This is a genomic window from Lawsonella sp., assembly GCF_011525565.1.
GTDB classification, from domain to species: domain Bacteria; phylum Actinomycetota; class Actinomycetes; order Mycobacteriales; family Mycobacteriaceae; genus Lawsonella; species Lawsonella clevelandensis_A.
The window spans coordinates 23,234-49,032 of sequence record NZ_WVRS01000002.1 but is presented as its reverse complement, the minus strand read 5'-3'; the positions used below and the strand labels follow the sequence as shown (position 1 = coordinate 49,032).

At 50.8% G+C, this 25,799-nt stretch carries 29 protein-coding genes and 2 pseudogenes; 28 read left to right on the top strand and 3 right to left on the bottom strand.

Annotation, left to right across the window (positions count from 1 at the left end; translation table 11 throughout):
• The first annotated feature begins 107 nt into the window (after nucleotides 1–107).
• From QZV76_RS02535 to truA, 20 genes are all read left to right on the top strand, one after another.
• Nucleotides 108–878, top strand: a complete 771-nt coding sequence (locus QZV76_RS02535) for a hypothetical protein (protein ID WP_290595787.1) — start codon at nucleotides 108–110, stop codon at nucleotides 876–878.
• A 241-nt stretch (nucleotides 879–1,119) separates the two neighbouring features.
• Entirely contained in the window at nucleotides 1,120–1,488 is a 369-nt protein-coding gene (rplN, locus tag QZV76_RS02530; RefSeq protein ID WP_290595785.1) for a 50S ribosomal protein L14, read from the top strand.
• Nucleotides 1,488–1,802 (top strand): 50S ribosomal protein L24, encoded by a 315-nt coding sequence (gene rplX, locus QZV76_RS02525; RefSeq protein ID WP_290595783.1) that lies wholly within the window; start codon nucleotides 1,488–1,490, stop codon nucleotides 1,800–1,802. Before rplN ends, rplX begins: the two co-directional genes overlap by 1 nt.
• Before the next feature lie 2 nt (nucleotides 1,803–1,804).
• Nucleotides 1,805–2,371: a 50S ribosomal protein L5 gene (gene rplE, locus QZV76_RS02520; RefSeq protein ID WP_290595781.1), complete on the top strand. Its 567-nt coding sequence runs from the start codon at nucleotides 1,805–1,807 to the stop codon at nucleotides 2,369–2,371.
• A 172-nt stretch (nucleotides 2,372–2,543) separates the two neighbouring features.
• Nucleotides 2,544–2,942 (top strand): 30S ribosomal protein S8, encoded by a 399-nt coding sequence (rpsH, locus tag QZV76_RS02515; protein WP_290598286.1) that lies wholly within the window; start codon nucleotides 2,544–2,546, stop codon nucleotides 2,940–2,942.
• A gap of 13 nt (nucleotides 2,943–2,955) precedes the next feature.
• Nucleotides 2,956–3,495, top strand: coding sequence for a 50S ribosomal protein L6 (rplF, locus tag QZV76_RS02510; protein ID WP_290595779.1), 540 nt, complete (start codon nucleotides 2,956–2,958; stop codon nucleotides 3,493–3,495).
• A gap of 2 nt (nucleotides 3,496–3,497) precedes the next feature.
• Entirely contained in the window at nucleotides 3,498–3,890 is a 393-nt protein-coding gene (gene rplR, locus QZV76_RS02505; protein ID WP_290595777.1) for a 50S ribosomal protein L18, read from the top strand.
• Entirely contained in the window at nucleotides 3,890–4,513 is a 624-nt protein-coding gene (rpsE, locus tag QZV76_RS02500; protein ID WP_290595775.1) for a 30S ribosomal protein S5, read from the top strand. The genes rplR and rpsE overlap by 1 nt, the downstream gene beginning before the upstream one ends.
• Nucleotides 4,514–4,515: 2 nt before the next feature.
• Nucleotides 4,516–4,701, top strand: coding sequence for a 50S ribosomal protein L30 (gene rpmD / locus QZV76_RS02495; protein WP_290595773.1), 186 nt, complete (start codon nucleotides 4,516–4,518; stop codon nucleotides 4,699–4,701).
• Between the two features lie 3 nt (nucleotides 4,702–4,704).
• The gene (rplO, locus tag QZV76_RS02490; RefSeq protein ID WP_290595771.1) at nucleotides 4,705–5,151 is read left to right on the top strand and encodes a 50S ribosomal protein L15; all 447 of its coding nucleotides are present in this window, start codon (nucleotides 4,705–4,707) and stop codon (nucleotides 5,149–5,151) included.
• A gap of 204 nt (nucleotides 5,152–5,355) precedes the next feature.
• Complete coding sequence (secY, locus tag QZV76_RS02485; RefSeq protein ID WP_290595769.1) at nucleotides 5,356–6,702, top strand: preprotein translocase subunit SecY; 1,347 nt, start codon at nucleotides 5,356–5,358, stop codon at nucleotides 6,700–6,702.
• Nucleotides 6,699–7,244, top strand: coding sequence for an adenylate kinase (locus tag QZV76_RS02480; RefSeq protein ID WP_290595767.1), 546 nt, complete (start codon nucleotides 6,699–6,701; stop codon nucleotides 7,242–7,244). The genes secY and QZV76_RS02480 overlap by 4 nt, the downstream gene beginning before the upstream one ends.
• Before the next feature lie 18 nt (nucleotides 7,245–7,262).
• Entirely contained in the window at nucleotides 7,263–8,057 is a 795-nt protein-coding gene (gene map / locus QZV76_RS02475) for a type I methionyl aminopeptidase (RefSeq protein ID WP_290595765.1), read from the top strand.
• A 224-nt stretch (nucleotides 8,058–8,281) separates the two neighbouring features.
• A complete protein-coding gene (gene infA / locus QZV76_RS02470) occupies nucleotides 8,282–8,503 on the top strand; it encodes a translation initiation factor IF-1 (protein ID WP_040804562.1) in 222 nt (73 codons plus the stop codon).
• Between the two features lie 152 nt (nucleotides 8,504–8,655).
• Nucleotides 8,656–9,024, top strand: coding sequence for a 30S ribosomal protein S13 (gene rpsM, locus QZV76_RS02465; protein ID WP_290595755.1), 369 nt, complete (start codon nucleotides 8,656–8,658; stop codon nucleotides 9,022–9,024).
• On the top strand, nucleotides 9,024–9,422 hold the full coding sequence (rpsK, locus tag QZV76_RS02460) for a 30S ribosomal protein S11 (RefSeq protein ID WP_290595753.1): 399 nt from the start codon (nucleotides 9,024–9,026) through the stop codon (nucleotides 9,420–9,422). The genes rpsM and rpsK overlap by 1 nt, the downstream gene beginning before the upstream one ends.
• A gap of 20 nt (nucleotides 9,423–9,442) precedes the next feature.
• Nucleotides 9,443–10,048 carry a 30S ribosomal protein S4 gene (gene rpsD / locus QZV76_RS02455; RefSeq protein WP_290595751.1) on the top strand — a complete coding sequence of 202 codons (606 nt, stop codon included), beginning with the start codon at nucleotides 9,443–9,445 and terminating at the stop codon, nucleotides 10,046–10,048.
• 66 nt (nucleotides 10,049–10,114) lie between these two features.
• Entirely contained in the window at nucleotides 10,115–11,140 is a 1,026-nt protein-coding gene (locus tag QZV76_RS02450; protein WP_290595749.1) for a DNA-directed RNA polymerase subunit alpha, read from the top strand.
• Between the two features lie 29 nt (nucleotides 11,141–11,169).
• On the top strand, nucleotides 11,170–11,874 hold the full coding sequence (rplQ, locus tag QZV76_RS02445) for a 50S ribosomal protein L17 (RefSeq protein WP_290595747.1): 705 nt from the start codon (nucleotides 11,170–11,172) through the stop codon (nucleotides 11,872–11,874).
• Between the two features lie 124 nt (nucleotides 11,875–11,998).
• Nucleotides 11,999–12,847, top strand: a complete 849-nt coding sequence (truA, locus tag QZV76_RS02440; RefSeq protein WP_290595745.1) for a tRNA pseudouridine(38-40) synthase TruA — start codon at nucleotides 11,999–12,001, stop codon at nucleotides 12,845–12,847.
• A gap of 6 nt (nucleotides 12,848–12,853) precedes the next feature.
• Here the strand turns inward: truA and QZV76_RS02435 are convergent, their stop codons facing one another.
• Nucleotides 12,854–13,789: a hypothetical protein gene (locus QZV76_RS02435; RefSeq protein ID WP_290595743.1), complete on the bottom strand. Its 936-nt coding sequence runs from the start codon at nucleotides 13,787–13,789 to the stop codon at nucleotides 12,854–12,856.
• A 400-nt stretch (nucleotides 13,790–14,189) separates the two neighbouring features.
• On the opposite strand from QZV76_RS02435, the gene QZV76_RS02430 reads away from it, so the two are divergent.
• A complete protein-coding gene (locus QZV76_RS02430; protein ID WP_290595741.1) occupies nucleotides 14,190–15,359 on the top strand; it encodes a type VII secretion protein EccB in 1,170 nt (389 codons plus the stop codon).
• Here QZV76_RS02430 and mycP read toward each other — a convergent pair.
• Together mycP and eccD are read right to left on the bottom strand one after the other, a co-directional pair.
• A complete protein-coding gene (mycP, locus tag QZV76_RS02425; RefSeq protein ID WP_290595739.1) occupies nucleotides 15,301–16,698 on the bottom strand; it encodes a type VII secretion-associated serine protease mycosin in 1,398 nt (465 codons plus the stop codon). The genes QZV76_RS02430 and mycP overlap by 59 nt on opposite strands.
• Nucleotides 16,699–16,761: 63 nt before the next feature.
• The gene (gene eccD, locus QZV76_RS02420) at nucleotides 16,762–18,162 is read right to left on the bottom strand and encodes a type VII secretion integral membrane protein EccD (protein WP_290595737.1); all 1,401 of its coding nucleotides are present in this window, start codon (nucleotides 18,160–18,162) and stop codon (nucleotides 16,762–16,764) included.
• A 276-nt stretch (nucleotides 18,163–18,438) separates the two neighbouring features.
• Between eccD and eccCa the strand changes: the two are divergent.
• The 7 genes and pseudogenes from eccCa to rpsI all read left to right on the top strand — a co-directional run.
• A pseudogene (gene eccCa / locus QZV76_RS02415) lies at nucleotides 18,439–20,568 on the top strand (type VII secretion protein EccCa); the annotation flags it as partial.
• Nucleotides 20,569–21,000: 432 nt separating this feature from the next.
• A pseudogene (eccCb, locus tag QZV76_RS02410) lies at nucleotides 21,001–22,427 on the top strand (type VII secretion protein EccCb).
• A complete protein-coding gene (locus QZV76_RS02405; protein WP_290595735.1) occupies nucleotides 22,424–23,749 on the top strand; it encodes a hypothetical protein in 1,326 nt (441 codons plus the stop codon). Before eccCb ends, QZV76_RS02405 begins: the two are co-directional and overlap by 4 nt.
• Before the next feature lie 118 nt (nucleotides 23,750–23,867).
• Nucleotides 23,868–24,167 carry a WXG100 family type VII secretion target gene (locus QZV76_RS02400; RefSeq protein WP_290595733.1) on the top strand — a complete coding sequence of 100 codons (300 nt, stop codon included), beginning with the start codon at nucleotides 23,868–23,870 and terminating at the stop codon, nucleotides 24,165–24,167.
• An 11-nt stretch (nucleotides 24,168–24,178) separates the two neighbouring features.
• Nucleotides 24,179–24,466, top strand: a complete 288-nt coding sequence (locus QZV76_RS02395; RefSeq protein ID WP_290595731.1) for a WXG100 family type VII secretion target — start codon at nucleotides 24,179–24,181, stop codon at nucleotides 24,464–24,466.
• Nucleotides 24,467–24,754: 288 nt separating this feature from the next.
• Entirely contained in the window at nucleotides 24,755–25,198 is a 444-nt protein-coding gene (rplM, locus tag QZV76_RS02390) for a 50S ribosomal protein L13 (protein ID WP_290595729.1), read from the top strand.
• A complete protein-coding gene (gene rpsI, locus QZV76_RS02385; RefSeq protein WP_290595727.1) occupies nucleotides 25,198–25,722 on the top strand; it encodes a 30S ribosomal protein S9 in 525 nt (174 codons plus the stop codon). Before rplM ends, rpsI begins: the two co-directional genes overlap by 1 nt.
• The last annotated feature ends 77 nt before the right edge of the window (nucleotides 25,723–25,799 follow it).

Genomic DNA, 25,799 nt, shown 5'->3' with positions numbered 1-25,799 from the left:
ACTGTAAATGTCATCGTCATAATGGCAATTGATGAGCTTTCACCTGTTTAGCGTTCAGGTTCATCAATCTAGTTAACTGTTGACATAAGTAGATTAGATTGTGCCCTATGAAGCGTCGTGTTGACCATAACTATCCACTACTACTCGACCGTCCTTTTTTCTCCCCCGGACGTTGGAAATGCATGGTTAAAGCGCTGGGATTATTAATAAGTAGCATTGTGGTAGTTGGTGCTACAGGTGCAGTTGTACCGGTTTATGCATCACCACTGGATGAGAGAACTGATGGCTCGGACGTGGTTAATGAAGCAGATCCGCTTGTCCATGTCGTGAGCGAAGCTTCCAGTGAAATGGACATTACAGAGTGTATGGCTGGCTATGTGTTTCAGCGGGATGGACATTTTTACGGTATTACGACAACTGATTGTGGTCCGACGGGTACTGTCGTCTCAAAACTTGATAAGCAAGGACAGAAACAGCGTGTAGGGGAGGTTATAGCACACGATAAAGCTAATTCGTCTCTTGCAGTTATTCAATTTGATGATCACGTACGGCAGGGTCGCATTTACCAGCTAATTTCACGTGATAAATACCCTCGACCTGTAGTAAATACCATCGATTACTCTGGGAGAGGCTCCCATAATTTCGATAACTCCGTCATTCTCAGCTATCCCAAGGATAATGGTGAAGGCGTGTCTACCTTTACTTTTACGTGCGAACCACGTTTTGCTATTCAGGGCAGTCCTCTTCTTGTGGAACAGACAACTATGGTGGGGATGTACACGTCCGCATGGCCTAGATTGTCACCAGTAGCGCTGTGTCGTGGTGTCACCGCTAGTTACATAGAAGATTTTTCTCAACAGGGGAACTGGGTACAGTGACAGTGCGGTGATGGTGTAGTTGCTCTAATTTGGTCATTTACCTGCAGAATTCTATACTTATACAGTTGCTGTCTGTACTGGTACAGCTGTGTCTAAAAGACCTTGCTAGAAGGTTTTCAGTGGGGCAGTTAGAGCAAACCGAATTGGCTTGCGCCAGTACAACAAAGACACTTTTCATACGACCGCGTATATGCAGGTCGGAAATCTCATATACGTATAAGATTCCTGGTCAGGAGTAAAAATGATTCAGCAAGAGTCGCGGCTTAAGGTCGCCGACAACACTGGTGCACGCGAGCTGCTGTGCATCCGTGTACTCGGTGGTTCTGGTCGCCACTATGCCGGGATTGGCGACGTCGTCGTCGCATCTGTGAAAGATGCCATCCCCGGTGGCAATGTTAAAAAGGGCGATGTCGTTAAAGCCGTTATCGTTCGTGCCAAGAAGGAAACCCGTCGCACTGACGGTTCCTACATTCGTTTCGATGAGAACGCCGCTGTCATCATTAAGAATGACAATGAGCCTCGTGGTACCCGTATTTTCGGACCCGTTGCTCGTGAGCTGCGCGACCGTCAGTTCATGAAGATCATTTCTCTCGCTCCGGAGGTGCTGTAATGAAGGTACGCAAGGGCGATAAAGTTCTCGTGATCTCTGGCAAGGACAAGGGTGTCGAGGGCAAGGTTATTGAAGCCTACCCGCAGACCAACAAAGTTCTCGTCGAAGGCGTTAACCGTATTAAGAAGCACACCGCTAACCCTGCCAATGAAGCCGGCGCCGAGTCCGACGGAATTGTAACGCAGGAAGCCCCCATCCACGTGTCCAACGTCATGGTTCTTGACGCTGAAGGCACCCCAACCCGGGTGGGATACCGTAAGGACGAGAACAGCAAGAAAGTCCGTATTTCTCGCCGGAGTGGGAAGGATCTCTAATCATGACCGATGCCCTTACCCCCCGTCTTAAGACCCGTTACCAGAATGAAATTCGCGACGCTCTCCAGAAGGAATTCACCTACGAGAACGTCATGCAGATTCCTGGTCTGACCAAGGTTGTTGTCAACATGGGTGTTGGCGCCGCTGCCCACGATGCAAAGCGCATCAACGGTGCAGTGAGCGACCTCACCGCCATCACCGGCCAGAAGCCGGAGATTCGTCGTGCCCGCAAGTCCATCGCTAACTTCAAACTGCGCGAAGGACAGGCCATTGGTGCCCGCGTCACCCTCCGTGGCGACCGTATGTGGGAATTCCTTGACCGTCTACTGACCACTGCTTTGCCGCGTATTCGCGACTTCCGTGGTCTCTCTGACCGCCAGTTCGACGGACACGGCAACTACACCTTCGGTCTTACCGAACAGTCCATGTTCCACGAGCTGGACGTTGATAAGATTGACTTCCCGCGTGGTATGGACATCACTGTCGTCACCACCGCGGTGAATGATGATGAGGGACGCGCACTCCTCCGCGAGCTGGGCTTCCCCTTCAAAAAGAAAAACAACAAATAAGTTGGGGCGCTGTGAGGCTGGATCCAGCTAGAACTGTGATCCAGTTGCGCAGAACCTTGCCGGAGTGGAAAACCACTTCGGTTCACGAATTACTTCGCAGAAGGCCCACGATGGGGCGGTATTCCGCGTCATGTTGTATGGGAACCACGGCGAGAAAGGTAGAAGATCGCTCATGTCGATGACCGATCCGATCGCAGATATGCTTACGCGTGTTCGTAATGCAAGTTCTGCATTCCACAGTGAGGTCGCAATGCCGGCCTCCAAACTCAAGATCAATATTGCTGAGATCTTGAAGAATGAGGGTTTCGTTGCAGACTACCGCGTTGAAGACGCCAAAGTCGGTAAGACTCTCACCATTGAGCTTAAGTACAACTCTTCCCGTGAGCCGGGCATTCTAGGACTGCGTCGCATTTCTAAGCCGGGTCTCCGTGTGTACGCCAAGTCTGATAACCTGCCGACCGTTCTAGGTGGTCTGGGTGTGGCTATTATCTCCACGTCCCAGGGACTGCTGACCGATCGTCAGGCAACCGAGAAGGGTGTAGGTGGGGAAGTCCTCGCCTACGTCTGGTAAGGAGGACTGGCACATGTCACGTATTGGTAAGAATCCCGTTGCTGTACCAGCAAACGTGGAAGTGAAAATTGATGGCCAGAACATTGAGGTAAAAGGCCCCAAGGGTTCCCTTTCCCTCACTGTTACTGAGCCGATGAAGGTATCCCGCAACGAAGACGGTGCTATCGTCGTCGAGCGTCCTGATGATGAGCGCGAAAACCGTGCACTGCACGGCCTTACCCGCAGCCTCATCAACAACATGGTTATTGGTGTTACCGAAGGCTACACCAATAACATGGAAATCTACGGCGTTGGCTACCGCGTTCTGCAAAAGGGTAAAGACCTTGAGTTCTCCCTCGGTTATAGCCACACTGTGCCCGTTGCGGCTCCAGAAGGCATCACCTTCACCACTGATGGTCCCACTAAATTTGCCGTAAGTGGTATCGATAAGCAGCTCGTTGGCCAGGTTGCCGCTAATATCCGCCGTCTGCGGAAGACCGACCCCTACAAGGGCAAGGGCATCCGTTACGAAGGCGAGCAAATTCGCCGCAAGGTCGGAAAGGCTGGTAAGTAAGCATGGCTGAAGAAAAGCGTCAGAACATCGGTAAGGATGAATCCACCAAGCGTCGCAATGCTCGTGCTCGCCGCCACTCTCGCCTCCGCAAGAAGGTTGCTGGCACTGCTGCACGTCCGCGCATGGTCGTTAATCGTTCTACCCGTAATATTCACGTTCAGCTCATTGATGATCAGGCTGGACACACTCTTGCCGCAGCTTCCTCCATTGAAGCTGATGTGCGCGCCCTAGAAGGCGACAAGAAGGCTAAGGCTGCTAAGGTCGGCGAATTGGTCGCTGCCCGTGCCAAGGCTGCAGGTGTTGAACAGGTTGTGTTCGACCGCGGTGGTAACAAGTACCACGGCCGTGTCGCCGCACTTGCCGATGCCGCTCGTGAAGGAGGTCTGGAGTTCTAATGGCAGAACATCAGCGTCGTGAAGGCGGACAGAATTCCGCCAATAACCGCGAGCAGCGTCGCGGTCGTCGTGATGAGCGTCGTAACGCTCGTAACGAGGAGAAAGAGAACAACTACATCGAGCGCGTTGTCGCCGTTAACCGTGTCGCCAAGGTTGTCAAAGGTGGTCGTCGCTTCAGCTTCACCGCTCTTGTCGTTGTTGGTGATGGCAAAGGTATGGTCGGCGTAGGATACGGCAAGGCCAAGGAAGTTCCAGCCGCTATCTCCAAGGGCGTCGAGGAAGCTCGCAAGAACTTCTTCCGTGTCCCGATTATCGGCACCACTATTCCTCACCCGGTTCAGGGAGAGGATTCCGCTGGTGTTGTTATGATGCGTCCTGCCTCTGAAGGTACCGGTGTGATTGCTGGTGGCGCTACTCGTGCAGTGCTTGAAGCTGCTGGCATTTCCGATATTCTCTGCAAGTCGCTGGGTAGCGATAATGCCATCAACGTTGTGCATGCCACCGTTAATGGTCTTCAGCAACTTCAGCGTCCGGAAGCCGTTGCTGCTCGTCGTGGCAAGGCTCTGGATGAGGTTGCTCCGGCCGGTATGCTGCGTAAGCGTGCTGCAGGACAGGAGGCATAGTCATGGCACTTAAAGTGACTCAGGTTCACGGTACTGTAGGAGCCAAGGCAAATCAGAAGGCTTCTCTCCGTACTCTTGGCCTGCACAAGATTCATCAGTCCGTAGTTCGCGAGGATACCCCGCAGGTACGTGGTCTGATTAACGCTGTTCGCCACCTCGTTGAGGTAGAAGAAGTAGCGGGAGAGTAAAACATGACCATTAAACTTCATGATCTCAAGCCTGCAGCAGGCTCCACCTCCGCCAAGACTCGTGTTGGCCGTGGTGAGGCTTCCAAGGGTAAGACTGCTGGACGCGGTACTAAGGGTACAAAGGCCCGTAAGAATGTCTCACCGGCATTCGAGGGTGGCCAGATGCCTATCCACATGCGTCTTCCTAAACTTAAGGGATTCACTAACCCTGCTCGTAAGGAATACACCGTTGTCAACGTTTCCGACTTGGCACGACTTTTCCCCAAGGGCGGAGAGGTTTCCCTTGACGATCTCAAGGCAGCAGGCCTTGTGAAGAAAAACGAGCTCGTTAAGATACTCGCCCATGGCGACATCACCGTGCCCGTTAAGGTAAGCGCCCACAAGTTCTCCGGTGCTGCCAAGGAAAAGATTGAGGCTGCTGGCGGTTCCATAACCGTTATTGAGGCCTAACTCTTTATCTAGAGACAGTAGTGGTGACCACGTGGTCGCATTTCCGCTGGAAGGCGACCCGTGGTCACTCTTTTCCTATAATCCTGATATTCTCGAATAGTCGTTGTGGCTAAGACGTAGCCGCAACCTTAACGTGACGGAATTACTCCGCCACACACGCACGTCTCAGCGGTAACCAACCTGGTTACCCTGGCAGGAGGATAAGTGTCATCACGCATAGCTGCCACCTGGAAGAATAAGGAACTTCGTCGGAAGGTTCTGTTCACCCTCGGCATTATTATTCTGTACCGCATTGGCGCCCAGATTCCGTCTCCCGGTGTGAACTACACTGCGGTTAAGGCAGCGCTTGACAATATGCAGTCAAATGACGGCTCTAATGGTGTTTACCAGCTCATTAACTTGTTCTCTGGTGGCGCGTTACTACAGTTGTCTATCTTCGCTTTGGGCATTATGCCGTACATTACGGCATCAATTATTGTCCAGCTGTTGACTGTCGTTATTCCCCGTTTTGAAGAGTTAAAGAAGGAAGGCCAATCTGGCCAGACAAAGCTGACGCAGTACACGCGTTACCTCACCGTCGCCCTTGCCCTCCTCCAGGCTGCTGGCGTGGTAGCTATGGCTGCAGCTGCTAACTCTAATTTCCTCCAAGGCGTTGAAGTTTTTGATACAGAAGGTGGAGACGGACTCCAAATGCTGGAGATGGTCACCGCCATTCTAGTGATGACCGCTGGTGCAATTCTCCTCATGTGGTTGGGCGAATTGATCTCTGACCGTGGTATCGGTAACGGCATGTCACTTCTCATCTTCGCCGGTATCGCGTCTCGTATGCCGGTGGAAGGTGCTTCTATTCTGCGCCAGTCCGGTGGCTTCCGTTTCGCCGGAGTTGTTGTTGCTGCTCTCGTTATTATTATCGCTGTGACGTTTGTTGAGCAGGGACAGCGTCGTATTCCAGTGCAGTACGCCAAGCGCATGGTTGGGCGCCGCATGTACGGTGGTGCTTCCACTTACCTTCCTCTCAAGGTCTGCCAGGCCGGCGTTATCCCCGTCATCTTCGCTTCCTCACTGATCTACGTTCCTGTTCTTATTACAGAAATTGTGCAGCAGTCGAAGGGGCCAGAGCATGCCGCTTCATGGTGGGATACACACGTTATGACGTGGTTGACGCAGCCTTCCACATGGCAGTACACGCTTCTCTACCTTGCTCTTATTATCTTCTTCTCCTACTTCTACGTGTCAGTGCAGTTTGATCCCACTGAGCAGGCAGACAATATGAAGAAGTATGGCGGATTCATTCCTGGTATTCGCCCTGGTCGTCCCACTGCGGAATACCTTGGTTTCGTTATGAACCGCCTGCTCCTTGTCGGTTCCATTTACCTTGCCATTATCGCTATCTTGCCGAACCTCTTTATTAGCCTTGGTGCTGGTGCTTCTGGCCACAGCTTCCCGTTCGGTGGTACTGCTGTTCTAATTCTGGTCAGTGTTGGACTTGATACCATTAAGCAGCTGGAAAGCCAGCAGATGCAACGTAACTATGAAGGATTCCTCAAGTGAGACTCGTACTTGTTGGCCCCCCCGGGGCAGGTAAAGGCACCCAGGCCGTACTTCTTTCCGAGAAACTTGGCATTCCCCACATCTCTACTGGGGATCTGTTTCGTGCCAATATCGGCGAAGGTACAGAGCTGGGTCTAGAAGCGAAGAGCTATATGGATGCCGGTAATCTTGTCCCAACTGAGATTACTAACCGTATGGTTGATGCGCGCTTAGATGACGCTGATGCCCAGAATGGTTTTCTTCTTGATGGTTTCCCCCGTTCGGTAGAGCAAGCTGATGCCCTTAAAGAAATGCTCGCCAAACGAGGCGTTAAACTCGATGCCGTCATCGAATTCCAAGTTGATGAAGATACTGTTGTCGAACGTATGCTTGCGCGCGGACGCGCGGATGATACTGAAGATGTCATTCGTAACCGCATGTCGGTGTACCGCCGTGAGACTGAGCCACTTATCGACTACTACAAAGATATCCTCCTCCCTATTAATGCTGTAGGTACGGTAGAAGAGATTCACGACCGTACTATGGCTGCTCTGCAGAAGTAGTGGAGGAGTACCCACTTCATGGGTCTTTTTACACGACATATTGTTCCCACCCGGACCCCCGGTGAACTGGACGCTATGGAAGCTGCCGGCCGCATTGTCGGTAAAGCTCTGTTAGCTGTTCAGGCTGCCGCGGTTCCGGGTGTGAGCACTTTAGAGCTGGATACACTCGCTGAAAGTGTTATCCGCGATGCTGGCGCCGTTCCCTCCTTCAAAGGCTATGAGGGGTTTCCCGGCACGATATGTGCTTCCCTCAATGAAGTTGTTGTGCACGGTATTCCTCGCGCAAATATCATTGTGAAAGAAGGAGATCTTCTTTCCGTAGACTGTGGCGCTATCCTGGACGGCTGGCATGGGGACTCTGCTATCACCGTCGAGATCGGAAAAGTTGCCCCGGATGTTGCTGCCCTCAACGCTGCTACTAGGGAAGTATTAAACGCTGGAATTGCGCAGATGGTCCCAGGAAATCGCCTTGGCGATATTTCGCATGCCATTGAGAACGCCACGAAAAAAGCCTCCCGTCATTATGGTTACTCTTTCGCCATTATCAAAGAGTTTGGTGGGCATGGCATAGGTCGTGAAATGCACATGGATCCATATCTTCCCAATGAAGGACGTGCGCATCGTAGCCCTTATATTGAGGAAGGCTCAGTCATGGCCATTGAGCCTATGCTGACCTTGGGGAGTCCCTGGACTGTTGAGTTGTCCGATCAGTGGACCACTATTACGGATGATGAATCCTGTGCGGCACATTGGGAACACACGGTTGCGGCAACCTCAGATGGGCCGCGCATTCTCACTGCGCGCGAACAGTAGCAGATCCTATTTGTGCAGGATTTGCGGCATTTAGCTAGTAATGACTAGACTTGAACCACGGTACCTTTCTATAAGTGTGCCTAGAAACGGATCAGTAGCGCCTGCTGCACAATAGCTCATTCTCTTTCTAAAACTATGGGATTGGATGGGATTGATTGTGCAAGAGGTGATCCAAAAAGAATTGTCAACGAGAAGACCGGCTACCGGTCTGGATAGTAGAGGATATGGCCAAGAAAGAGGGAGCCATCGAGGTTGAGGGCCGTGTTATCGAGCCTCTGCCGAATGCAATGTTTCGCATCGAGCTAGAGAACGGACATAAGGTGCTCGCCCACATCAGCGGAAAGATGCGTCAGCACTACATCCGTATTCTCCCCGAGGACCGTGTCGTCGTTGAACTGTCCCCGTACGATCTCACTCGTGGGCGAATCGTTTACCGCTACAAGTAAGATATTCGCCTCCCACTGCCTTGTGAGTGTCTGTGGACTCTCGCAATATCCTCGGCTGTGACGGCTGAGGCCTCGTCCATACAAGAGACAATGTGTGGAATGCGGGGATGGAATGGGAGAAAACCGTCACTGTACTGGAAGGAAATGCCTCTATGGCACGCCTTGCTGGTGTTGATCTTCCCCGCGAAAAGCGGATGGAGATCGCACTCACCTACATTTATGGCATTGGCCGGAAGTCCGCCAAGGATATCCTTGACGCCACCGGCATCAGCCCGGACCTTCGTTCCAAGGATCTGACCGATGATGATATCGCCAAACTGCGTGATCACATCGAGAACAACTACAAGGTAGAAGGTGACCTCCGTCGTGAGGTTCAGGCCGACATCCGCCGCAAGATGGAAATCGGTTGCTACCAGGGCATGCGTCACCGTCGTGGCCTGCCTGTTCACGGTCAGCGCACCAAGACTAACGCCCGTACTCGTAAGGGCCCGAAGAAGACTATCGCCGGGAAGAAGAAGTAATGCCTCCTAAGACTCGTACCGTTAAGGGCGGTCGCCGTCGCGAGAAGAAGAACGTTCAGCACGGTGTCGCTCACATTAAGTCCACCTTCAACAACACCATCGTGTCTATCACCGACCCCTCCGGTGCTGTTATCTCCTGGGCCTCCTCAGGCCACGTGGGTTTCAAGGGCTCTCGTAAGTCCACCCCGTTCGCCGCTCAGCTGGCAGCCGAAAATGCTGCCCGCAAGGCTATGGATCAGGGCATGAAGAAGGTTGACGTCCTTGTTAAGGGTCCCGGTTCCGGCCGTGAGACCGCCATTCGCTCCCTCCAGGCTGCCGGCCTTGAGGTTGGCACGATTTCTGACGTGACCCCGCAGCCCCACAATGGTTGCCGTCCGCCGAAGCGCCGCCGGGTCTAGGAAAGGGAGATAGATAAATCATGGCTCGTTATACCGGACCTATCACTAAAAAATCTCGCCGTCTCAAGGTAGATCTTGTCGGTGGAGATGTTGCATTCGAACGTCGCCCGTACGCCCCGGGTCAGCACGGACGTAACCGCGTCAAAGAATCTGAATACCTCGTTCAGCTTCAGGAAAAGCAGAAGGCCCGCTACACCTACGGCGTCCTCGAGCGTCAGTTCCGTCGCTACTACGAAGAAGCTAACCGTCGTCCCGGCAAGACCGGTGAGAACCTCCTGCAGATTCTCGAGTCTCGCCTCGACAACGTTGTGTACCGCGCAGGTCTGGCTCGCACTCGCCGCCAGGCTCGCCAGCTGGTTAGCCACGGACACTTCCTGGTGAATGACCAGAAAGTGACTATCCCGAGCTACCGCGTATCCCAGTATGACATCATCGACGTGCGCCCCAAGTCACTAGAGATGCTGCCATTCCAGGATGCCTTGGATAACCTTGGAGACCGTACCGTTCCGGGTTGGCTACAGGTTGTTCCATCTAATCTCCGCATTCTCGTGCACCAGCTGCCTGAGCGTGCTCAGATTGATGTTCCCGTTCAGGAACAGCTCATCGTCGAGCTCTACTCGAAGTAATCTGATCGCATTAGTGATCATCCCTCAATGGGCGTCATATAGCGGTCGCCCGTAAGGAGAAAACCCATGCTGATCTCTCAGCGCCCCACCCTGCACGAGGAAGTCGTCAGTGAAAGCCGTTCACGCTTCACTATCGAGCCTCTTGAGCCTGGTTTCGGTTACACCATTGGTAACTCGCTACGCCGTGCACTGCTGTCCTCAATTCCGGGTGCAGCTATTACCTCTGTGCGCATTGAAGGTGTCCTTCACGAGTTCTCCACCATTACTGGTGTTACTGAAGACGTTACGGAAATTATTCTGAATCTGAAGCATCTCGTTGTGTCTTCGGAAGACGATGAGCCCGTCACTATGTTCTTGCGTAAGCAGGGACCCGGTGAGGTCACGGGTGCGGATATTGTTCCTTCTGCTGGCGTCACCATCCATAATCCTGACCTCCATATCGCCACTCTGTCTGAAAAGGGCAATCTGGATATGGAGCTGGTTGTCGAGCGTGGTCGCGGATACGTGCCCGCCCCCGACACCAAAGTACAGGGTATCGAGATTGGTCGTATCCCCATGGACGCGATCTATTCTCCCGTGTTGAAGGTGTCCTACAAGGTAGAAGCCACCCGCGTTGAGCAGCGCACCGACTTCGACAAACTGGTTATTGACGTAGAAACCAAGAATTCCATCGCTGCGCGCGATGCTCTTGCTTCCGCTGGTACCACTTTGGTTGAGCTCTTCGGTCTTTGCCGCGAACTCAATACTGAAGCCGAAGGCATTGAACTTGGGCCTTCCCCCGTTGAGCATGATCACATTGCTGCATACTCCATGCCGATCGATGATCTTGATCTCACTGTCCGTTCCTACAACTGCCTGAAGCGCGAAGGCATCCACACTGTTGGTGAACTGGTTGCCCGTACGGAGTCCGATCTGTTGGATATTCGTAACTTCGGACAGAAATCCATTGTGGAAGTTCAGCTTAAACTTGCTGAGCTGGGTCTCACCCTCAAGGATGCCGACCCCAATTTTGATGCCACAATGATGGACGGTTACGACCAAGACGGCAACGGCTGGGGTACTGACACTTACTCCGAGACCGAACAGCTTTAGTCTCGCCAATCCCTTAACAGGAGAAAATCATGCCAAAACCCAAGAAGGGTAACCGACTCGGCGGCTCGGCCTCCCACCAGGAAAAAATCCTGGCCAATATGGCCTCCCAGCTGTTCGAGCACGGTGCTATCACCACCACTGAGGCAAAGGCCAAGAGCCTTCGTCCCTACGCTGAAAAGCTCATCACCAAGGCCAAGGACGGCTCTCTCGCTGCCCGCCGTAATGCTGCTAAAGCCATCCGCAACAAAGATGCGCTAGCCCAGCTTTTCGAAGAAATTGGCCCGATGTTTGCTGAGCGTGACGGTGGTTACACTCGCATCATCAAGCTCGAAAACCGCAAGGGTGACAATGCTCCTATGGCGCAGATCTCCCTCGTTACCGAGTCCACTGCCACTGCTGAAGCTTCCCGCGCTACCCGCGTTGCTGCCTCCAAGAAGGCCAGCGAGGATAAGGCTGCTAAGAAGGAAGCAGGTAAAACCGCTAAGGCAGAGTCTGCACACGATTCTGCTAAGGCTGCTGACTCCGATAATGATCTACCTGCAGGTGCACATGCACCGCTCGAGGATCCCAATGAGGCTCCGGAAGGCTTCCCTATTAAGGGCAACGCCAACTCCAAGAAGTATCACGTTCCGGGCTCCAGCTTCTACGATCGCACCGTTGCTCAGATTTGGTTTGCTACCGAAGAAGATGCAGAGGCTGCTGGCTACGAGAAGCCCAAGTCTCAGCAGAAGTAGGATAAAACCTTTACGCGTGTGTAATTCGTAGATCCTACACACTAGAGCAAAAAGTGCCCCTGTTTTACGACAGGGGCACTTTTCTATGTAGGCTAACCACTACAGAGAAGAGCAAGGAGAAGAAATGGACGAAACGATGCGGTTGCGTCTCGATATTGCTTATGACGGCACTGACTTCTCTGGTTGGGCACTACAACCTGCACAGCGAACTGTATGTGGGGAGATAACAAGGGCATTGGAGCTTGTCTTACAAACGCCTCTTCGGTTGACTGTAGCTGGCCGTACAGATGCTGGGGTTCATGCTACGGGACAGGTTGCGCATGTTGATATTCCTAAACAATGCCTAGATACTCGCTCTCTTAGTGGTGATCCACAGCGTCTTGTGCGACGTCTCGCACGTGTCCTGCCTCATGATGTAACAGTCACTAATGTTTCAGAAGTCCCTCTAGCTTTTGACGCTCGTTTCTCAGCGCTTCGTCGGCATTATGTTTATCGCGTGGCCAATCAGCCTTTTGGAGAAAATCCTTTGCGGATAAGGGATACATCGTTTTGGCATCGTCCGCTTGACTGTGACCGTATGAACGCCGCTAGCCAGATGCTGGTGGGTCTGCACGATTTTTCCGCCTTTTGCCGCTTCAGAGAAGGATCAACTACTATTCGCGATCTGCAACGTTTCGATTGGCAATGGCGAAAGGAAACTCTTGGCCCGGTTCTTGAGGCTTACGTTACGGCGGATGCTTTCTGCTGGTCGATGGTACGCAGTCTGGTAGGAGCTATGTTCCTAGTGGGGGATGGGCGGAAACCTGTAGAATGGCCGGCTAGTCTCTTAGGACCGGGAACGCGTAATCCATGTGTACCAGTTGCGGAAGCTCGTGGTCTTTGTCTTTACCGTGTGGACTATCCACAGGACCGCGATTTAGAGTGTCGTCAGCAACAAACGCGGGGTATGCGGCAAGCATGCGAGTGTGATTGACGTTTCTCATTGGGGATGATCCGCTACGCAGCGGATGGGAAGAGTCTCACCATGCCTATGGAGTGTGCCTGTGTATTGCTCTATGTGGTGTTGTGGTGTCTCCGGCCAGTGACATTCCACTACATAGGTGGGGAAGAGAGTGGCGCATTGTGATACTTTTTCTGCGCGTGTCCATACCACTGTGCCCACTGATGAATAACGATTGAGGATGTCATAGGGTGGGGGTTCCGGGCAATCCCAGAAGAGTAATTGTCGAGGATAGTGATCCTCATGGGCCTCTTCTAAAAATGTTAGTTGTTGACGGCCGACATAGGTGCGTAATTTAATCCATGGTTCTGGTGTGTGCGTAACTACGTAAGCTCTTAGTCCCGCTGCGGCTGCGCGCAGGCAGGTGTTAAAAAGAAGCGGATGCCACGTGGCAGTAGTGTCGTCATAGGTGTGTAGCATCGCCATTCGGTTACCGAATTGGAGGTTTATGCTAGCAGGTTCTCCGCTGTCGGTGACGCCGATAAGAATACTGCTACATGGGGTGGGTAGTGCCCAGCTGCGGCACGGACAGTGATTCCTCATCAGTTGGTTCGACATAGTGAGGGGGTCACTCTGGTAGTTGGGGGCGCTACTGAAATCGTGGTAGGAGCATTCTGTGACCATAAAGCATTGAGAGACGTCATCCCACCATACTCGGTTGGTAATACGTAATTTTGTCGATTGAGTTGTTGTGGGGGCGCAGGATGCTAGCTGATATATCTCATTTTGCTGCGTCGGGGGATGGTGAAACGTGCTGACAGTTTCCCACTCACGCGCTGTTTGGAGCGTCTTTTCCCACAGGAGTGACGATACATGCCAATGCGCATGTCGAGCCCAGGCGAGCACGCTTTGTTGATCGTCATGGATAGATTCTTGGAGAGCATCCATAGCTGCGGTATTGTCCGGTGCGTCCAAGAGGGGAGGACACCGGTAACTGACGGAGATCTGTACATCTTGGTCTTCCCACCGGAGTTGTGAATTAGTGGTGTTTCCTCCATAAAAAGTGCATCTGTACAGTGTTAAAACCGTCAATAGTGCATGAGGGTTATGTCGAAGAATGTGTTGTAGTTCAAGCGAAGCAGATTCGTTGAAACAGTATTCAGAAGTCGGTTGAAGCCGTAATGCCCATCCCAGACAAGAATTATTTTGGGGGACTGTGTTTGGGGTTTTTAATGCGCTATTAGCCGAGGTAGAAAGTGTATTTGAGATCTTCTGAGTAGTCATATCAGCCTTCCTATACGTAAAGTAGCAGTCCCTAAAGAACGCATTGGCTTGTATGGTACTGGTTGGCCACGACATATGGGAGAGCTACTTTATGGGTCAGGAACAATCTCGAGCACGTATTAATGCCTATAGCTTCATCATTAAGCACCTCCAAGAGGGTATGCCTAATAACTCATGGAAATGGGATGAGGATATCCAATCCCGCAGGTCAAAGTCACTTATCGGGGGAATAATCCTTATGGTTTTAGTGCTTATAGTGGTGGGTGTTATTGCCCTTATTTCGCCCTCGCGGGCAGTAGCAGGAAACGAATTAGTGCTCAGTAAAAATTCTGGGCAAATGTACGTTATGCAGAATGGTCGTCTCCATCCAGTCTCCGGTATTGCTGCTGCACGGCTCATTCTGGGTGATGCCGTTACCCCCACGGTGGTAACGGATAAAGATATTGCAGCACTACCCCAAGGAATCCCACTGGGAATTTCTCAAGGTCCGCGTGCATTACCTAACGATGCTGGACGAATGGGTGAGAACGGTCAGGTATGGGCAATGTGTGACTACGCAGAACCCACTACGGATAGATTCTTCAAAGTACGTTCAACAATGTTGGTAGGGGCAGTAACAGATTCTGCATTGGATAAGCTTCATCCCGTCACAATGCTGGCAGTACATAACGACGACGTGTGGCTGCTAGAGGGAGGGCACCGTCGGCCTGTCAACGACATGAAGCGAAGCGATGCGCTTCATAAAGGTGCTCGTGTTGTATCAGGCGCACTCTTAAACTCTTTAGTGGAAATGCCAAGTACTACCACGAACGCACTACCTGCCGATACGGGTGAAACCTCACTGTGTGCAGTATGGCGTGTCAAATCCGGCACTGCAGAGCCACGTCTTTCCCTCTTGGCCGGAAACCTTGATAAGGAGTGGAAGCAATCTACCGATCTAGCGCAGCAAGATAACGATGGCGATCGCGTAGATGCGTTTCTATTGATTGGGCGTCGTACCGTCGTTGGTTTTGCTGCTCCGCTAGTAGGGGGTGGAGCACTAGAGTCTGTTATTGATGAATCGCAAGAATCTTCCCACCGGCAAGCCGATGTGTGGGTAGTAGGTGACGATGGTATTCGCTTCGGTACGCAGCGAGAGACATTACACGTCCTTGGTTTAGGAACTGAAACTATGCCTCTCCCATGGGCCATGATTTCCCAACTCAGTACTGGCCCTTACCTCGCTCAATCTGATGCGAACGGGCTCGGCGCCACCGGGTAATCGCAAAGATAGTTCCACCGAGGATGAACATTCCGAGGATAGCGGAAAATGTTGTGTGGGGAGGAGACATCGGAGGTTCTCGAAAAGGAAGTCCCTCTCCATTGCCCTTCCCTGTTGAAGACGTGTTACTTACTGCTGCAATAGGATCAACAATTCCGAATCCCAATTGAGTATTACGGCCGCCTGCGACAGGACGAGCTGTTTTCTTTACATGCTCCATAACAGTAGAAGCATTCCAGTCCGGGTGCTGAGAACGAACAAGAGCTACCACGCCGCTAACAAAAGGAGTTGCGAAGCTCGTTCCTTGTAGTTCACTAATTTGGCCATCTGGGGTTTGCACAGCATCAACAAGCCCCTTTTTACCGGTAGAAACAATTTCTTCACCAGGCGCTGCCACATCAACCCATGGCCCCGCTATAGAAAATTCGGAGGGACGCCCATCTTGTGCAACTGATCCAACGGTAAGCACAAGATCGTCAAAATGCGCCGGGGAAACAACAGTTTTGATATCCGATTGGGAAACAGGTGTACTCGATAGCGGACGAATAGTATTTTGCACGCGACACTCATCAGTTAGATTGCCAGCTGCGGCAACCACCACGACGTCACGCACATGCACCGCATAGTACAGTGCAGCGCCTAGTGGCCCATCTCCAAGATCCATTCCTAAAGGGCGACATGCAGCTTGCGAGATATTAATAACGGTAGCGCCCGCGTCAGCGGCCATCCGTACCGCTTTTGCGAGAGTAACAACATTCCCCGGCGTACCCTCCGGGCGTTCAGGAGCATGCTGATGGTGTCGTGACGATTTTTGTGGCGGCGTATCCGGCAATACTCCGTAATGGTCGGAAGTTTGCCTAATGGAAAGAATGCGTACTGCAGGAGCCACACCCGCAAATCCATCATCATCTGGTTGCGCAGCGAGTACTCCAGCCACGACAGTACCGTGTGCATCACAATCGTGGAGGCCATTATCGTGGGAGTCGAAATCGCCAAGCCCGTGAATATTATGAAGCCGCGAATTAGGACTGACACCAGTATCAATAATGGCGACTGTTTGTCCTTCCCCCCTTGTAAGGTGCCAAATAGGTCGAGCGTCTACAAGCGGATGGAATTGCTGCGTCTGTACATGTGCAGAAAGCGCAGGTGACACAACAGGATTAACGCATGGGGAAGTTTGAGTAGCGCGAACGGTAATCGATCCGCTTGGCAGAAGTGACCTATTAACACTGGGCGGCTGATAGTTCTCAGCATATGCGGGGATAGTGCACATACCGTTAACCGCGAGAATGACACTGGTTGTGAGTAGTGCGAGGAAAGTTTGGTGGGGGCGTGACATACTTTCACCATTCTGGGCGAGTACGAAAAATATGTGGAAGAACAGTTGTGGGAATGATGACGGCTACAAGGTAAGGAGTAAAGACACTAATCCGGTAGCCACAATGCCAATGGGGAAAATAATGGCGAGCAATACAGATTCCATAATCTCCACAATGCGCTGAGCAAGAGGAGTGAGATTCCATTGTGTCGACCATAGCCAGAGTGCACTAAAAATGAGGAGGCACAGAAGAATAAGTACCAGTCCTACGAGAGGGTTCGTTAGAGCTGCCGTCACCACAGAAATAGCAGTAAAAATAACCAATACTGTCCCTAATAACCAGGGAGTTTGCGTGCGATAAACAGCATGGAGGCTTGCGCTCACAAGGCTAATAACAATAAGCCCTAAAAGAATCCACTGCCATACAGTGGGGGCATCATAAGGAGTAGTCCACGGGCACCCTAACAGTGTCACCGTGCACACAACAGTAAGGAAAGCACCGGACAGTGTCAGAACAGATTGTAGCCAGCGGGCCCTCTGTAATTTTTTCTCTAGCTCTGGATCTATAACAGATTGCGGGAGTAGCGGAAGATCAACATCAATAAGCGCTGTTAGAGGAATTTTTACACGGGCAATCCAGAGAGCTAAACGAGGAGCTGCCAAGAAAAGAACCGACGCTATAAGTAACCCCGTAGAGGCCGTACTACGTGCCGGAATGGGTGTGTATTCCGTGATCGTAAGACCTACCATTGCAGTAATGAATACTCCGAAAAGAGCAGCAAAAGGCTCACTTTTCAGAGAGAGTGTGCCAATAAGTTGGCAGAGAATCATAGTAAGTAGTGACATGCTCACTGCGATAAGAGCACGGGTAGAAAGACTCAATCCGTAGTTGGCGCCGGGCAGTGCAAATCCTCCTGCTGCTGCCATAGTAAGTGCGGACCAGCCGAGGAATGAGGTGTCTGCGCGTCCACGTTGATAGATAACCACCATGGTGTAGGCCAAAAGAAGGATAAGGCTGCCAAGGACGCCTCCAAAGCTCCACCAGCTGGAAAAGAATCCAGATATGACGCAGCCTAATACCCATATACCAATGGTGATAAGACTCAGTCGGCGGCTGGATTGTTGAAGTTCGTTAAGGCGTTCTTTGTCGTCCAGTGAGTGGGGGCTGTCTGTGATGGCGGAGTGGGTAACTGGTTCAGTCGCCATGTCCCGTTCAAAAAGGAGAACATCGCCATCGCGTATGCCGTTATCAAAGAGAGTTCGGTCTTCTTTTAATACCCCATTTGTGAGATGGGCGAGTTGCCAGGGGGAGGAGCTGACAACATCGACGTATTGGGGAGTGTCTGTATCTATGGGGTCTAAGCTGTGATGCTGTTGAAGAAGGAATTGAACAAAAAAGGTGGCTTCAGAGGGGTAGAGAGTAGAGGGGATAGCGAGAGCTACTCTCTCATACGGGGTATGGACGATGACGCGGAGCGCAACCACTAATAATCTCCTTGTAATTGTGGGGAGGTACCTGATGTATCGAGAGTGGTTTCTCAATACACAAACGTTGCTAGTAATAGTCGATAGTGTCGCGTTGTGGGGCTTCTACTTTCTTTTTAATTTCTTTTTTATAAGAAAAAATGCAGGTAAAAGTATATTTTTGAGGAAAATAAAAAGAGTTTTTAGAAATGTAGCTCGCCCATAAGGCGCAATGATTTTCTACTATCAGGCACGTTCACTTTGTTCGTATTATTCACATAAGGGAATTAGCTACTCGTGCCTGAGGTATCGTCATCGTCTGATTCGGATAAAGGATCAGCTGTTTCAAGCTCTCATTCTGCTGTGTCACAAGGGGATACAGGGGCGCGCTCCACGCGTGGAATAACAGGTTTTCGAACTGGAGCAACTCGGTTTTTCCATGGTCGTACGCTACCCGCTCGTACAAGTGGTGATGCCTCTAGCGTCGATGTTGAGCTTGCCCCCGAGATTCCGACGCAGGAATCTCAGCCTCTTCTTCCCAAACTTATGCCTATTGTTATGGTGGTTGGCGTACTGGGGTCAATTATTTGGATGGCTAAATCCGGTGGTCGTATGAGCCCGATGATGCTGATGTTCCCTGTCATGATGCTTGCTTCTGCTGGCACTATGATCTCTACCAGTTTGGGTGGAGGGAATGTTATGCAGGAAATTGCTCGGCGTCGGCAGGAATATTTACGGTACCTGGCTGATCTGGATGACGAACGGCAAGAACTTCACAAACTTGTGAGAAATGAAGAGGTGCTACGTTTTCCGCATCCTTCTCGCTACCAGGGATACCTCAATGACCGGTATTTGTGGAGTATCCGAGAAGATGATGATTCATTTCTTTGCTTCCGCGTAGGAACAGGATTCGTTTCCACCGATGATCATTTTGTGTTTCCGGAGCTTCCTCGAGAAGAAGATCTAGAGCCTGTTTCGGTAAGTGCACTCCGCCTTTTTTCGGACACTGCTAACACTATTGAAGACATGCCCATTGTGGTCAGTCTGCGAGGCTTTACTCGATGCGTAGTAAGTGGAGAGAAGCAACGGTCGGAGAGTCTTTTTCGGTCTATGCTTATGACCTTCTTCCTTACACATCATCCCGAGGATTGTCATGTTGTATTAGCGTGTAAAGATCCACAATGGCCGGAGCTGTTGAAATGGCTTCCTCATACAGTTCGCCGCTCCGACTATGAGCTTTACCCTTTTAATCTTCTCCACCAGACTTTTGATTTACGTGAGGATTTACCCCAGCAGGGAACTACTCTGCTCATCACTGATAGTGAGGATTTCCTTCGTAACTATGGATCGTATTTCCCGCATATTGTCGCAATACTTCCAGAGGTTGAGCACACAGAAACAGGCCTTTATCTGGAAGTAGCAGATGATGGCATCGTCAGTGTGTGGTTTCATGGCGAATCTTGTCCATTAGGCAAGGCCGACGAGTTGAGCTATGCCACTGCCGCCGCTATTGCTTGGCGTTTGGCTGATTATACAACAAACGACAGTGCAGTTGTTAATGGTGATGATGAGGCTTCCGATGAGGTAGCACGGACAGATCTTTTCGACCTAATAGGTATGGGATCGGTAGAGAATTTCCTGCCAGAACGCGATTGGGCGTTGAAGGTGGGGCGAGACCGTCTTCGCGTCCCTATTGGTCTTGATGATGAAGGGAAATCTGTTTATCTAGACCTTAAAGAATCGGCACAGGGCGGTATGGGGCCGCATGGATTATGTATTGGTGCTACAGGTTCTGGTAAATCCGAGTTGCTTCGTACATTGGTGGTTGGACTCATTGCTTCACACAGCCCTGAACAAGTAAACCTAGTATTGGTTGACTTTAAGGGCGGCGCAACGTTTTCAGGTATTTCTGGGGCGCCTCATGTGGCAGCAGTTATTACTAACCTCTCCGATGACGCTCTTGCCGTTGACCGAATGTATGCGGCTTTGGAAGGAGAACTGCGTCGCAGGCAGGAGGTTCTCCATGCGGCAGGCGGTTTTGCGAATATCGATGAGTATGTCAAAGCTCGCGCACGGGGACAGGTGGATACGGAGCGGTATCCCCATCTACCTGCTTTGGTCATTATCGTTGATGAGTTTTCTGAACTGTTGGCTGAGCGCCCAGATTTCGCTGATCTTTTCGTGCAGATTGGTCGTCTAGGTCGTTCTTTACATGTTCATTTATTACTTGCCTCACAGCGCATTGATTCGGGGAAAATACATGGCTTAGAGTCGCATTTGTCTTATCGTATTGCACTTAAGACATTCTCTGTTGTGGAGTCGCGATCCGTCATTGGGACACCGGATGCTTTTTATCTTCCCCAGACACCCGGCGCAGGTTATCTTCTTGATGGTTCCGAACAACTTCAGAAATTCCGTGCTTTTTATGTATCTGGGACGCATAAACATCGCCCGCAACGGCGAAAGAGAAATGCACGAGAGATTCTCACTGAAGAGGACAACAATCTTCAGATTTATGGTGCAGAACCAGTTGTAGACAATACATTTGGATGGTCTATTGAAACATCTAATCCACTTCCTTCAGATGTAGCAGATGCTACAGATGTTCCAGATGACAATTCCGAAGAACTCATTAAGAAGCACGGGGACGGATCTGAAGAACGCACGATTTTCCATGTCTTACTCGATAATTTTCCCGCTAATGTGCCGCGTGCCCATCAGGTATGGCTACCTCCACTTCCGCAGCATGCTAGTGCCAGTGAATGCGCAGAATTAGCCATTGGATCCGCTGTTGGGACAACAACAAATGAGTTATCGCATCGGGGAATTATTGGGTTGATTGATGTCCCGGCAGAACAAATGCGTAAATCTATGCGAGTGTCATTAGCTGGCCTTAATCATGCTCTTCTTGTTGGTACTACACAGACGGGAAAATCCCAGGCATTTGTCACTATTGCAAGTGCTTTAGCGCAGGAGAACTCTCCTCGCAATTTGAAAATTATGTTATCGATGCAGGTGGTGGCAGTCTTTCTAGTCTGCTCGGTCTTCCACAATGCGCATCTGTATGTTCACCGCAGGAAGAGGAAGTTCTGGAACGAACCTATGCCGAAATTGAGCAAGAACTGTTCAACCGCATGGAAGGTGCTCCTATTGATCAGCATATTGTCCTTTTCCTTGATGGTTGGGAATCCCTTATAGACAACAATATGGAGGTAGAAGAAAAGACCCGTCATCTTGTTCGAGAGGGATTGTCATACAACATTCACGTGGTTATTTCAGCATCTCGATGGAACAATTTGCGTGCTAACATACGCGATTCGCTCACTACCAGATGGGAGTTGCGTCTCGGAGACACAGGGGACTCCATAGCTGGACGAAAAAATGCTGAACAAGTTCCTGCTCTGCCTGGGCGCGGAATGACGGCAGGTGGTCTCCACTTCCTTTTCGCATTGCAGGATGAAGATGGATTGCGTGCTATTGCTCAACAATGGTCTCAGGAAGAACCTGTTAAACCACTGTTACTGTTGCCGCGTAGCGTGTCTACTACACAGTTGGGTCCTGTCACGGCATCAAGCAAGCATGGGTATCGAATTCCGCTGGGTATTGAGGGTAATACTTTAGGAGAGTTCGCTATTGATACTGGTATCGAAGAAAACATTCTTGTTATTGGTGACAGCAGTGGTAAATCGACATTGCTTCGCAATATGATCCACCGTATTTCCGAGGGCATTCCGCCGTCCGATGCCAAATTACTAGTTATTGATTATCGCCGTCAGCTACTAGGGGAGTGCCCTGCAACGCATTTAGCGGGATACGCCTCCACTAAACAAGATGTGCAGGAATTCATTTCACAACTAGTACCGTTGCTTGAATCGCGTATGCCTGCTGGCGTAGACGATCCACAGACTTTACGCGACCGTAGTTGGTGGAAAGGACCGGATATTTTCCTTGTTGTGGATGATTATGACTTGGTTGCTACTAGTTCTGGCAATCCTCTACAGGGACTTCTCGAACTGCTGCCGTATGGTCGCGATATAGGGCTACATATGGTGGTTGCTCGTCGTTGTACAGGTTTTTCACGAACGTCTTTTGAACCTATTATGGCTCGACTACGCGAATTACACCCCACTATTTTCCTCATGAGTGGAACTGCAGAAGAAGGGATTATTGCAGGTGGGCGTAAGGCTCGTTCACTGTCGAAAGGGCGTGCTGACGTTATTAGCAACCAAGGTACTCATCAGGTTGTACAGTTTGCTCATCATGTCGGGGAGGAGAAGACGGAATGACAACATTGACGGGTGTCTGGGGCAATGTCGTCGTCCGTAATAACGAACTTGTCCCTTTTAATACGGACAAATTTATGGACGCGATCAATATTGATCGCGGTTATTCTCCTCTGTACGAGTATTTTCCCGATCCTATTGATGAAGATCATCTCATTGTTGCTCCTAGTAGCTGGGGAATGCCCCGAAGGCGTGCTTTAGCACGTCTCTGCCAACAGGAGGGAATGGTTTATCCAGCTTGGCAGATAGCTACAGAATGGGTGAAAATTGATGCGGCAGAGTGCCCACCTGCTTATTTATTGGTTATTGAGTGCACCAAGCTTACCGTGACATTCACTTTGGTACGTGCAAGTACACAGGAATGTATTTTTACGGATTTCAATCCGGGAATGGGGTATGCGCCGGTAGTAGAAAAGCATGAGCTTGATCCGCAAGGACAGGCTATTGAGTGGGCTCGTTTAATTGCGTCATCAGCTCGTTTGATACTGCAGGATATTCACACTAGTTGTGATGTTGTTGTGCTGACGGGATCCTCTGGCATAGAGACCGATATATGTGAGCTTGTGTGTGAAACCTTACGAGCTGCGGGTGTGATGTCCTATCGCATTAGCCCGAATGATATGCATGTTATTTACCAGGAGCGTGAGTGGCGGGCCTCGGCGGAGCATCAACGGGATATCGTGAAGGCACGTGAGGCAGCGTTACGTAAGAAACGTTTTCATAAGCCTACCCGTGCTGAGGTCACTGTTGTTTCCATGATTGTGATAGCAATGCTCACTATTGTCCTTGCTGGTGTTTTCGGGACGGAAAAACGTCCGGAGGGAGAAACTGTTAGAGCTGCCCATCACAGCGTTCGTACTGTGGAGTCTACGCAGGCACTGACATTTCCAGGGGGAGTATTAGCGCTTCCCAATTCGTGGATGGTGTCGGCAGATTCTCCCTCAGTGGTGGATCTAAAAACGAAAGAGCAGTGGAAAACTATTATTGCTCCTATTAATGAACCAGATCTTCGCATGTTGTTGACGCTTAAGCAGGATCCGGAGCATCATTTGCGCGCTGTTTTGCGTCGTGAATTATCTGATTCTAGTTCTGAAATTAGGACATGGGAGAGTACCTATACGTGGCCTCGTAATGGGTGGATGCCAGAATTAGCGTTAAGTTATCGAGAAATCACAGGTGATATATCTCGAGCTGACTGGGTAGTTTTTTACACGGATCGTTATGCATATTCATTAGCGTGTCAGTACCGCGTGAGAGAGGGAATGACAGAGAGTAAAGCCCATGCTCTTTGTCAGGGCATTCTCAATGGAATTCGAGTTTCTTAAACTTTTTTCAAACTGATGGAACCCTGCGTATGTCTATGCCGTCATACTAAGCGACAACATAGTCACAGGCATATGCGTCTATGGCTAAGAAATCAGTTTTACAGTTGAAGGAGTGAGCATGGCAGCTCTTAATACGCAGACCGACACTATGGCGTCTGCTGCCAATCATGTTGTTGATATTGCCCAGCAGGTTCAGCAGGAAATGAATGGTCTCCAAATGCGTTTGGGATCTCTTGACGCAGCGTGGCAGGGTTCAGCGAAGATGGCTTTTGATCAGCTTATGGTGCGTTGGCAGGATTCCGGTCGGCGTCTCAATGAATCGCCTAATAGTATTGCCGAAACGATCCGTGCCAATAGTGCTGCTTACCAAGCTGCTCAGGATGATCACCTGGCTCAAATCAATAGCCTCAATATCTAAAGGAAATGAAAATGGATACTATTCGCTACGACTTTGCTTCCATCGAGGGCAGCCGCATGGACATTGCTCAGTCTGCTGCTCGCCTTAACAATGCACTCGATGAACTTAAATCCTATCTTGCCCCACTAGTGGCTACGTGGGAGGGTGAGGCTGCTGATGCCTACCAGGTGCAGCAGCAAAGATGGAATCGCGCCCAGGAAGATCTTAACCAGGTGCTTGATCGTATTGGTGTCGTTGTCGGGCAGGGTAACGACGCGATGAATGATACCAACCATCGGGCTGCCGCATCATGGCAGTAATCTGTGCCTATTAGTGGTTTCGTAGAGACGTTGTAAAAATTTCGTAGAGACTCCGCTGCAGAGACTTCGCTTCGGTGATGGAACTGATACGCGGAGTCTCTACGATTTTCTTCATATCGTATGGGCTGGTAGCATTGATCGACGGTATTCGTCTATATTCACTTTTCTTATGAACTATAAGAAGCGTAAGAGAGTGGCATAAAGATCATGACAGGTCTCAACCGGCCGCTGTCTATGGTCTTATGAATTACCGTGTGGCCGGCAGTTCGAAGAGACGAGGAAGTCGCTTTGTCTACTTATGCACCTAAGGCCGGTGACGTTGACCGTAAATGGTATGTCATCGATGCCACTGATGTGGTGTTGGGCCGTCTAGCTGTCCAAACCGCAAATCTACTCCGTGGGAAGAACAAGCCCACCTATGCCCCCAACGTCGACGGCGGCGACTTTGTCGTCATCATCAACGCTGAAAAGATCGCTGTTTCCGCTAATAAGCGCGACAAGGTCAAGCTGTACCGCCATTCCGGTTACCCGGGTGGTCTCCGTGCTGACGCACTGGGCGATATGTTGGATAACAATCCTGCCTATGTTATTGAGAAGGCTGTGAAGGGTATGCTCCCTCACAACTCTCTCGGCCGTCAGATGGTAAAGAAGCTCAAGGTCTATGCTGGCTCCGAGCATCCCCACACTGCCCAGCAGCCCGTTCCCTACGAGATTAAGCAGGTGGCACAGTAATGTCTGAAGAGAACATCAATAACGAAGTCATCGAAGAAGACGTTGTTATCGACGCTGCTTCCCAGGAAGTCGCAGAAGATCTCACTGCTGATATCAACGTTGGCGACATTGAAGCAGAAGTTGTTTCCGCCGGTGTTTCTGGTCCGGTTCAGACTGTGGGCCGTCGCAAGGAAGCTGTTGTGCGAGTCCGCATGGTTCCCGGTTCCGGCAAGTTTGTCTTGAATGGCCGTAGCCTTGAGAATTACTTCCCCAACAAGGTTCACCAGCAGCTCGTAAAGTCTCCACTGGTTCTTGTTGAGCGCGAAGAGCAGTTTGATATTCAGGCTAACCTTAAGGGCGGTGGCCCTTCTGGTCAGGCTGGCGCATTGCGTCTGGCTATTGCTCGCGCATTGAATGCTGCTAATCCGGAGGATCGTTCAGCTTTGAAGAAGGCTGGATTCCTTACTCGCGATTCCCGTGCTGTTGAGCGTAAGAAGGCTGGTCTACACAAGGCCCGTCGTGCTCCGCAGTACTCCAAGCGTTAATCGTTATATGCTTGTGTGGAATGCCCCGACCTTAGTGTCGGGGTATTCCTGTATTTGTTGTTTTCTTTATGGTCTCT

Excerpts from the sequence above, each read along its gene's own strand:
- QZV76_RS02535 (WP_290595787.1), top strand. The coding sequence starts at position 108 with ATGAAGCGTCGTGTTGACCATAACTATCCACTACTACTCGACCGTCCT.
- rplN (WP_290595785.1), top strand. The coding sequence starts at position 1,120 with ATGATTCAGCAAGAGTCGCGGCTTAAGGTCGCCGACAACACTGGTGCA.
- rplX (WP_290595783.1), top strand. The coding sequence starts at position 1,488 with ATGAAGGTACGCAAGGGCGATAAAGTTCTCGTGATCTCTGGCAAGGAC.
- rplE (WP_290595781.1), top strand. The coding sequence starts at position 1,805 with ATGACCGATGCCCTTACCCCCCGTCTTAAGACCCGTTACCAGAATGAA.
- rpsH (WP_290598286.1), top strand. The coding sequence starts at position 2,544 with ATGTCGATGACCGATCCGATCGCAGATATGCTTACGCGTGTTCGTAAT.
- rplF (WP_290595779.1), top strand. The coding sequence starts at position 2,956 with ATGTCACGTATTGGTAAGAATCCCGTTGCTGTACCAGCAAACGTGGAA.
- rplR (WP_290595777.1), top strand. The coding sequence starts at position 3,498 with ATGGCTGAAGAAAAGCGTCAGAACATCGGTAAGGATGAATCCACCAAG.
- rpsE (WP_290595775.1), top strand. The coding sequence starts at position 3,890 with ATGGCAGAACATCAGCGTCGTGAAGGCGGACAGAATTCCGCCAATAAC.
- rpmD (WP_290595773.1), top strand. The coding sequence starts at position 4,516 with ATGGCACTTAAAGTGACTCAGGTTCACGGTACTGTAGGAGCCAAGGCA.
- rplO (WP_290595771.1), top strand. The coding sequence starts at position 4,705 with ATGACCATTAAACTTCATGATCTCAAGCCTGCAGCAGGCTCCACCTCC.
- map (WP_290595765.1), top strand. The coding sequence starts at position 7,263 with ATGGGTCTTTTTACACGACATATTGTTCCCACCCGGACCCCCGGTGAA.
- infA (WP_040804562.1), top strand. The coding sequence starts at position 8,282 with ATGGCCAAGAAAGAGGGAGCCATCGAGGTTGAGGGCCGTGTTATCGAG.
- rpsM (WP_290595755.1), top strand. The coding sequence starts at position 8,656 with ATGGCACGCCTTGCTGGTGTTGATCTTCCCCGCGAAAAGCGGATGGAG.
- rpsK (WP_290595753.1), top strand. The coding sequence starts at position 9,024 with ATGCCTCCTAAGACTCGTACCGTTAAGGGCGGTCGCCGTCGCGAGAAG.
- rpsD (WP_290595751.1), top strand. The coding sequence starts at position 9,443 with ATGGCTCGTTATACCGGACCTATCACTAAAAAATCTCGCCGTCTCAAG.
- QZV76_RS02450 (WP_290595749.1), top strand. The coding sequence starts at position 10,115 with ATGCTGATCTCTCAGCGCCCCACCCTGCACGAGGAAGTCGTCAGTGAA.
- rplQ (WP_290595747.1), top strand. The coding sequence starts at position 11,170 with ATGCCAAAACCCAAGAAGGGTAACCGACTCGGCGGCTCGGCCTCCCAC.
- truA (WP_290595745.1), top strand. The coding sequence starts at position 11,999 with ATGGACGAAACGATGCGGTTGCGTCTCGATATTGCTTATGACGGCACT.
- QZV76_RS02430 (WP_290595741.1), top strand. The coding sequence starts at position 14,190 with ATGGGTCAGGAACAATCTCGAGCACGTATTAATGCCTATAGCTTCATC.
- mycP (WP_290595739.1), bottom strand. The coding sequence starts at position 16,698 with ATGTCACGCCCCCACCAAACTTTCCTCGCACTACTCACAACCAGTGTC.
- QZV76_RS02405 (WP_290595735.1), top strand. The coding sequence starts at position 22,424 with ATGACAACATTGACGGGTGTCTGGGGCAATGTCGTCGTCCGTAATAAC.
- QZV76_RS02400 (WP_290595733.1), top strand. The coding sequence starts at position 23,868 with ATGGCAGCTCTTAATACGCAGACCGACACTATGGCGTCTGCTGCCAAT.
- QZV76_RS02395 (WP_290595731.1), top strand. The coding sequence starts at position 24,179 with ATGGATACTATTCGCTACGACTTTGCTTCCATCGAGGGCAGCCGCATG.
- rpsI (WP_290595727.1), top strand. The coding sequence starts at position 25,198 with ATGTCTGAAGAGAACATCAATAACGAAGTCATCGAAGAAGACGTTGTT.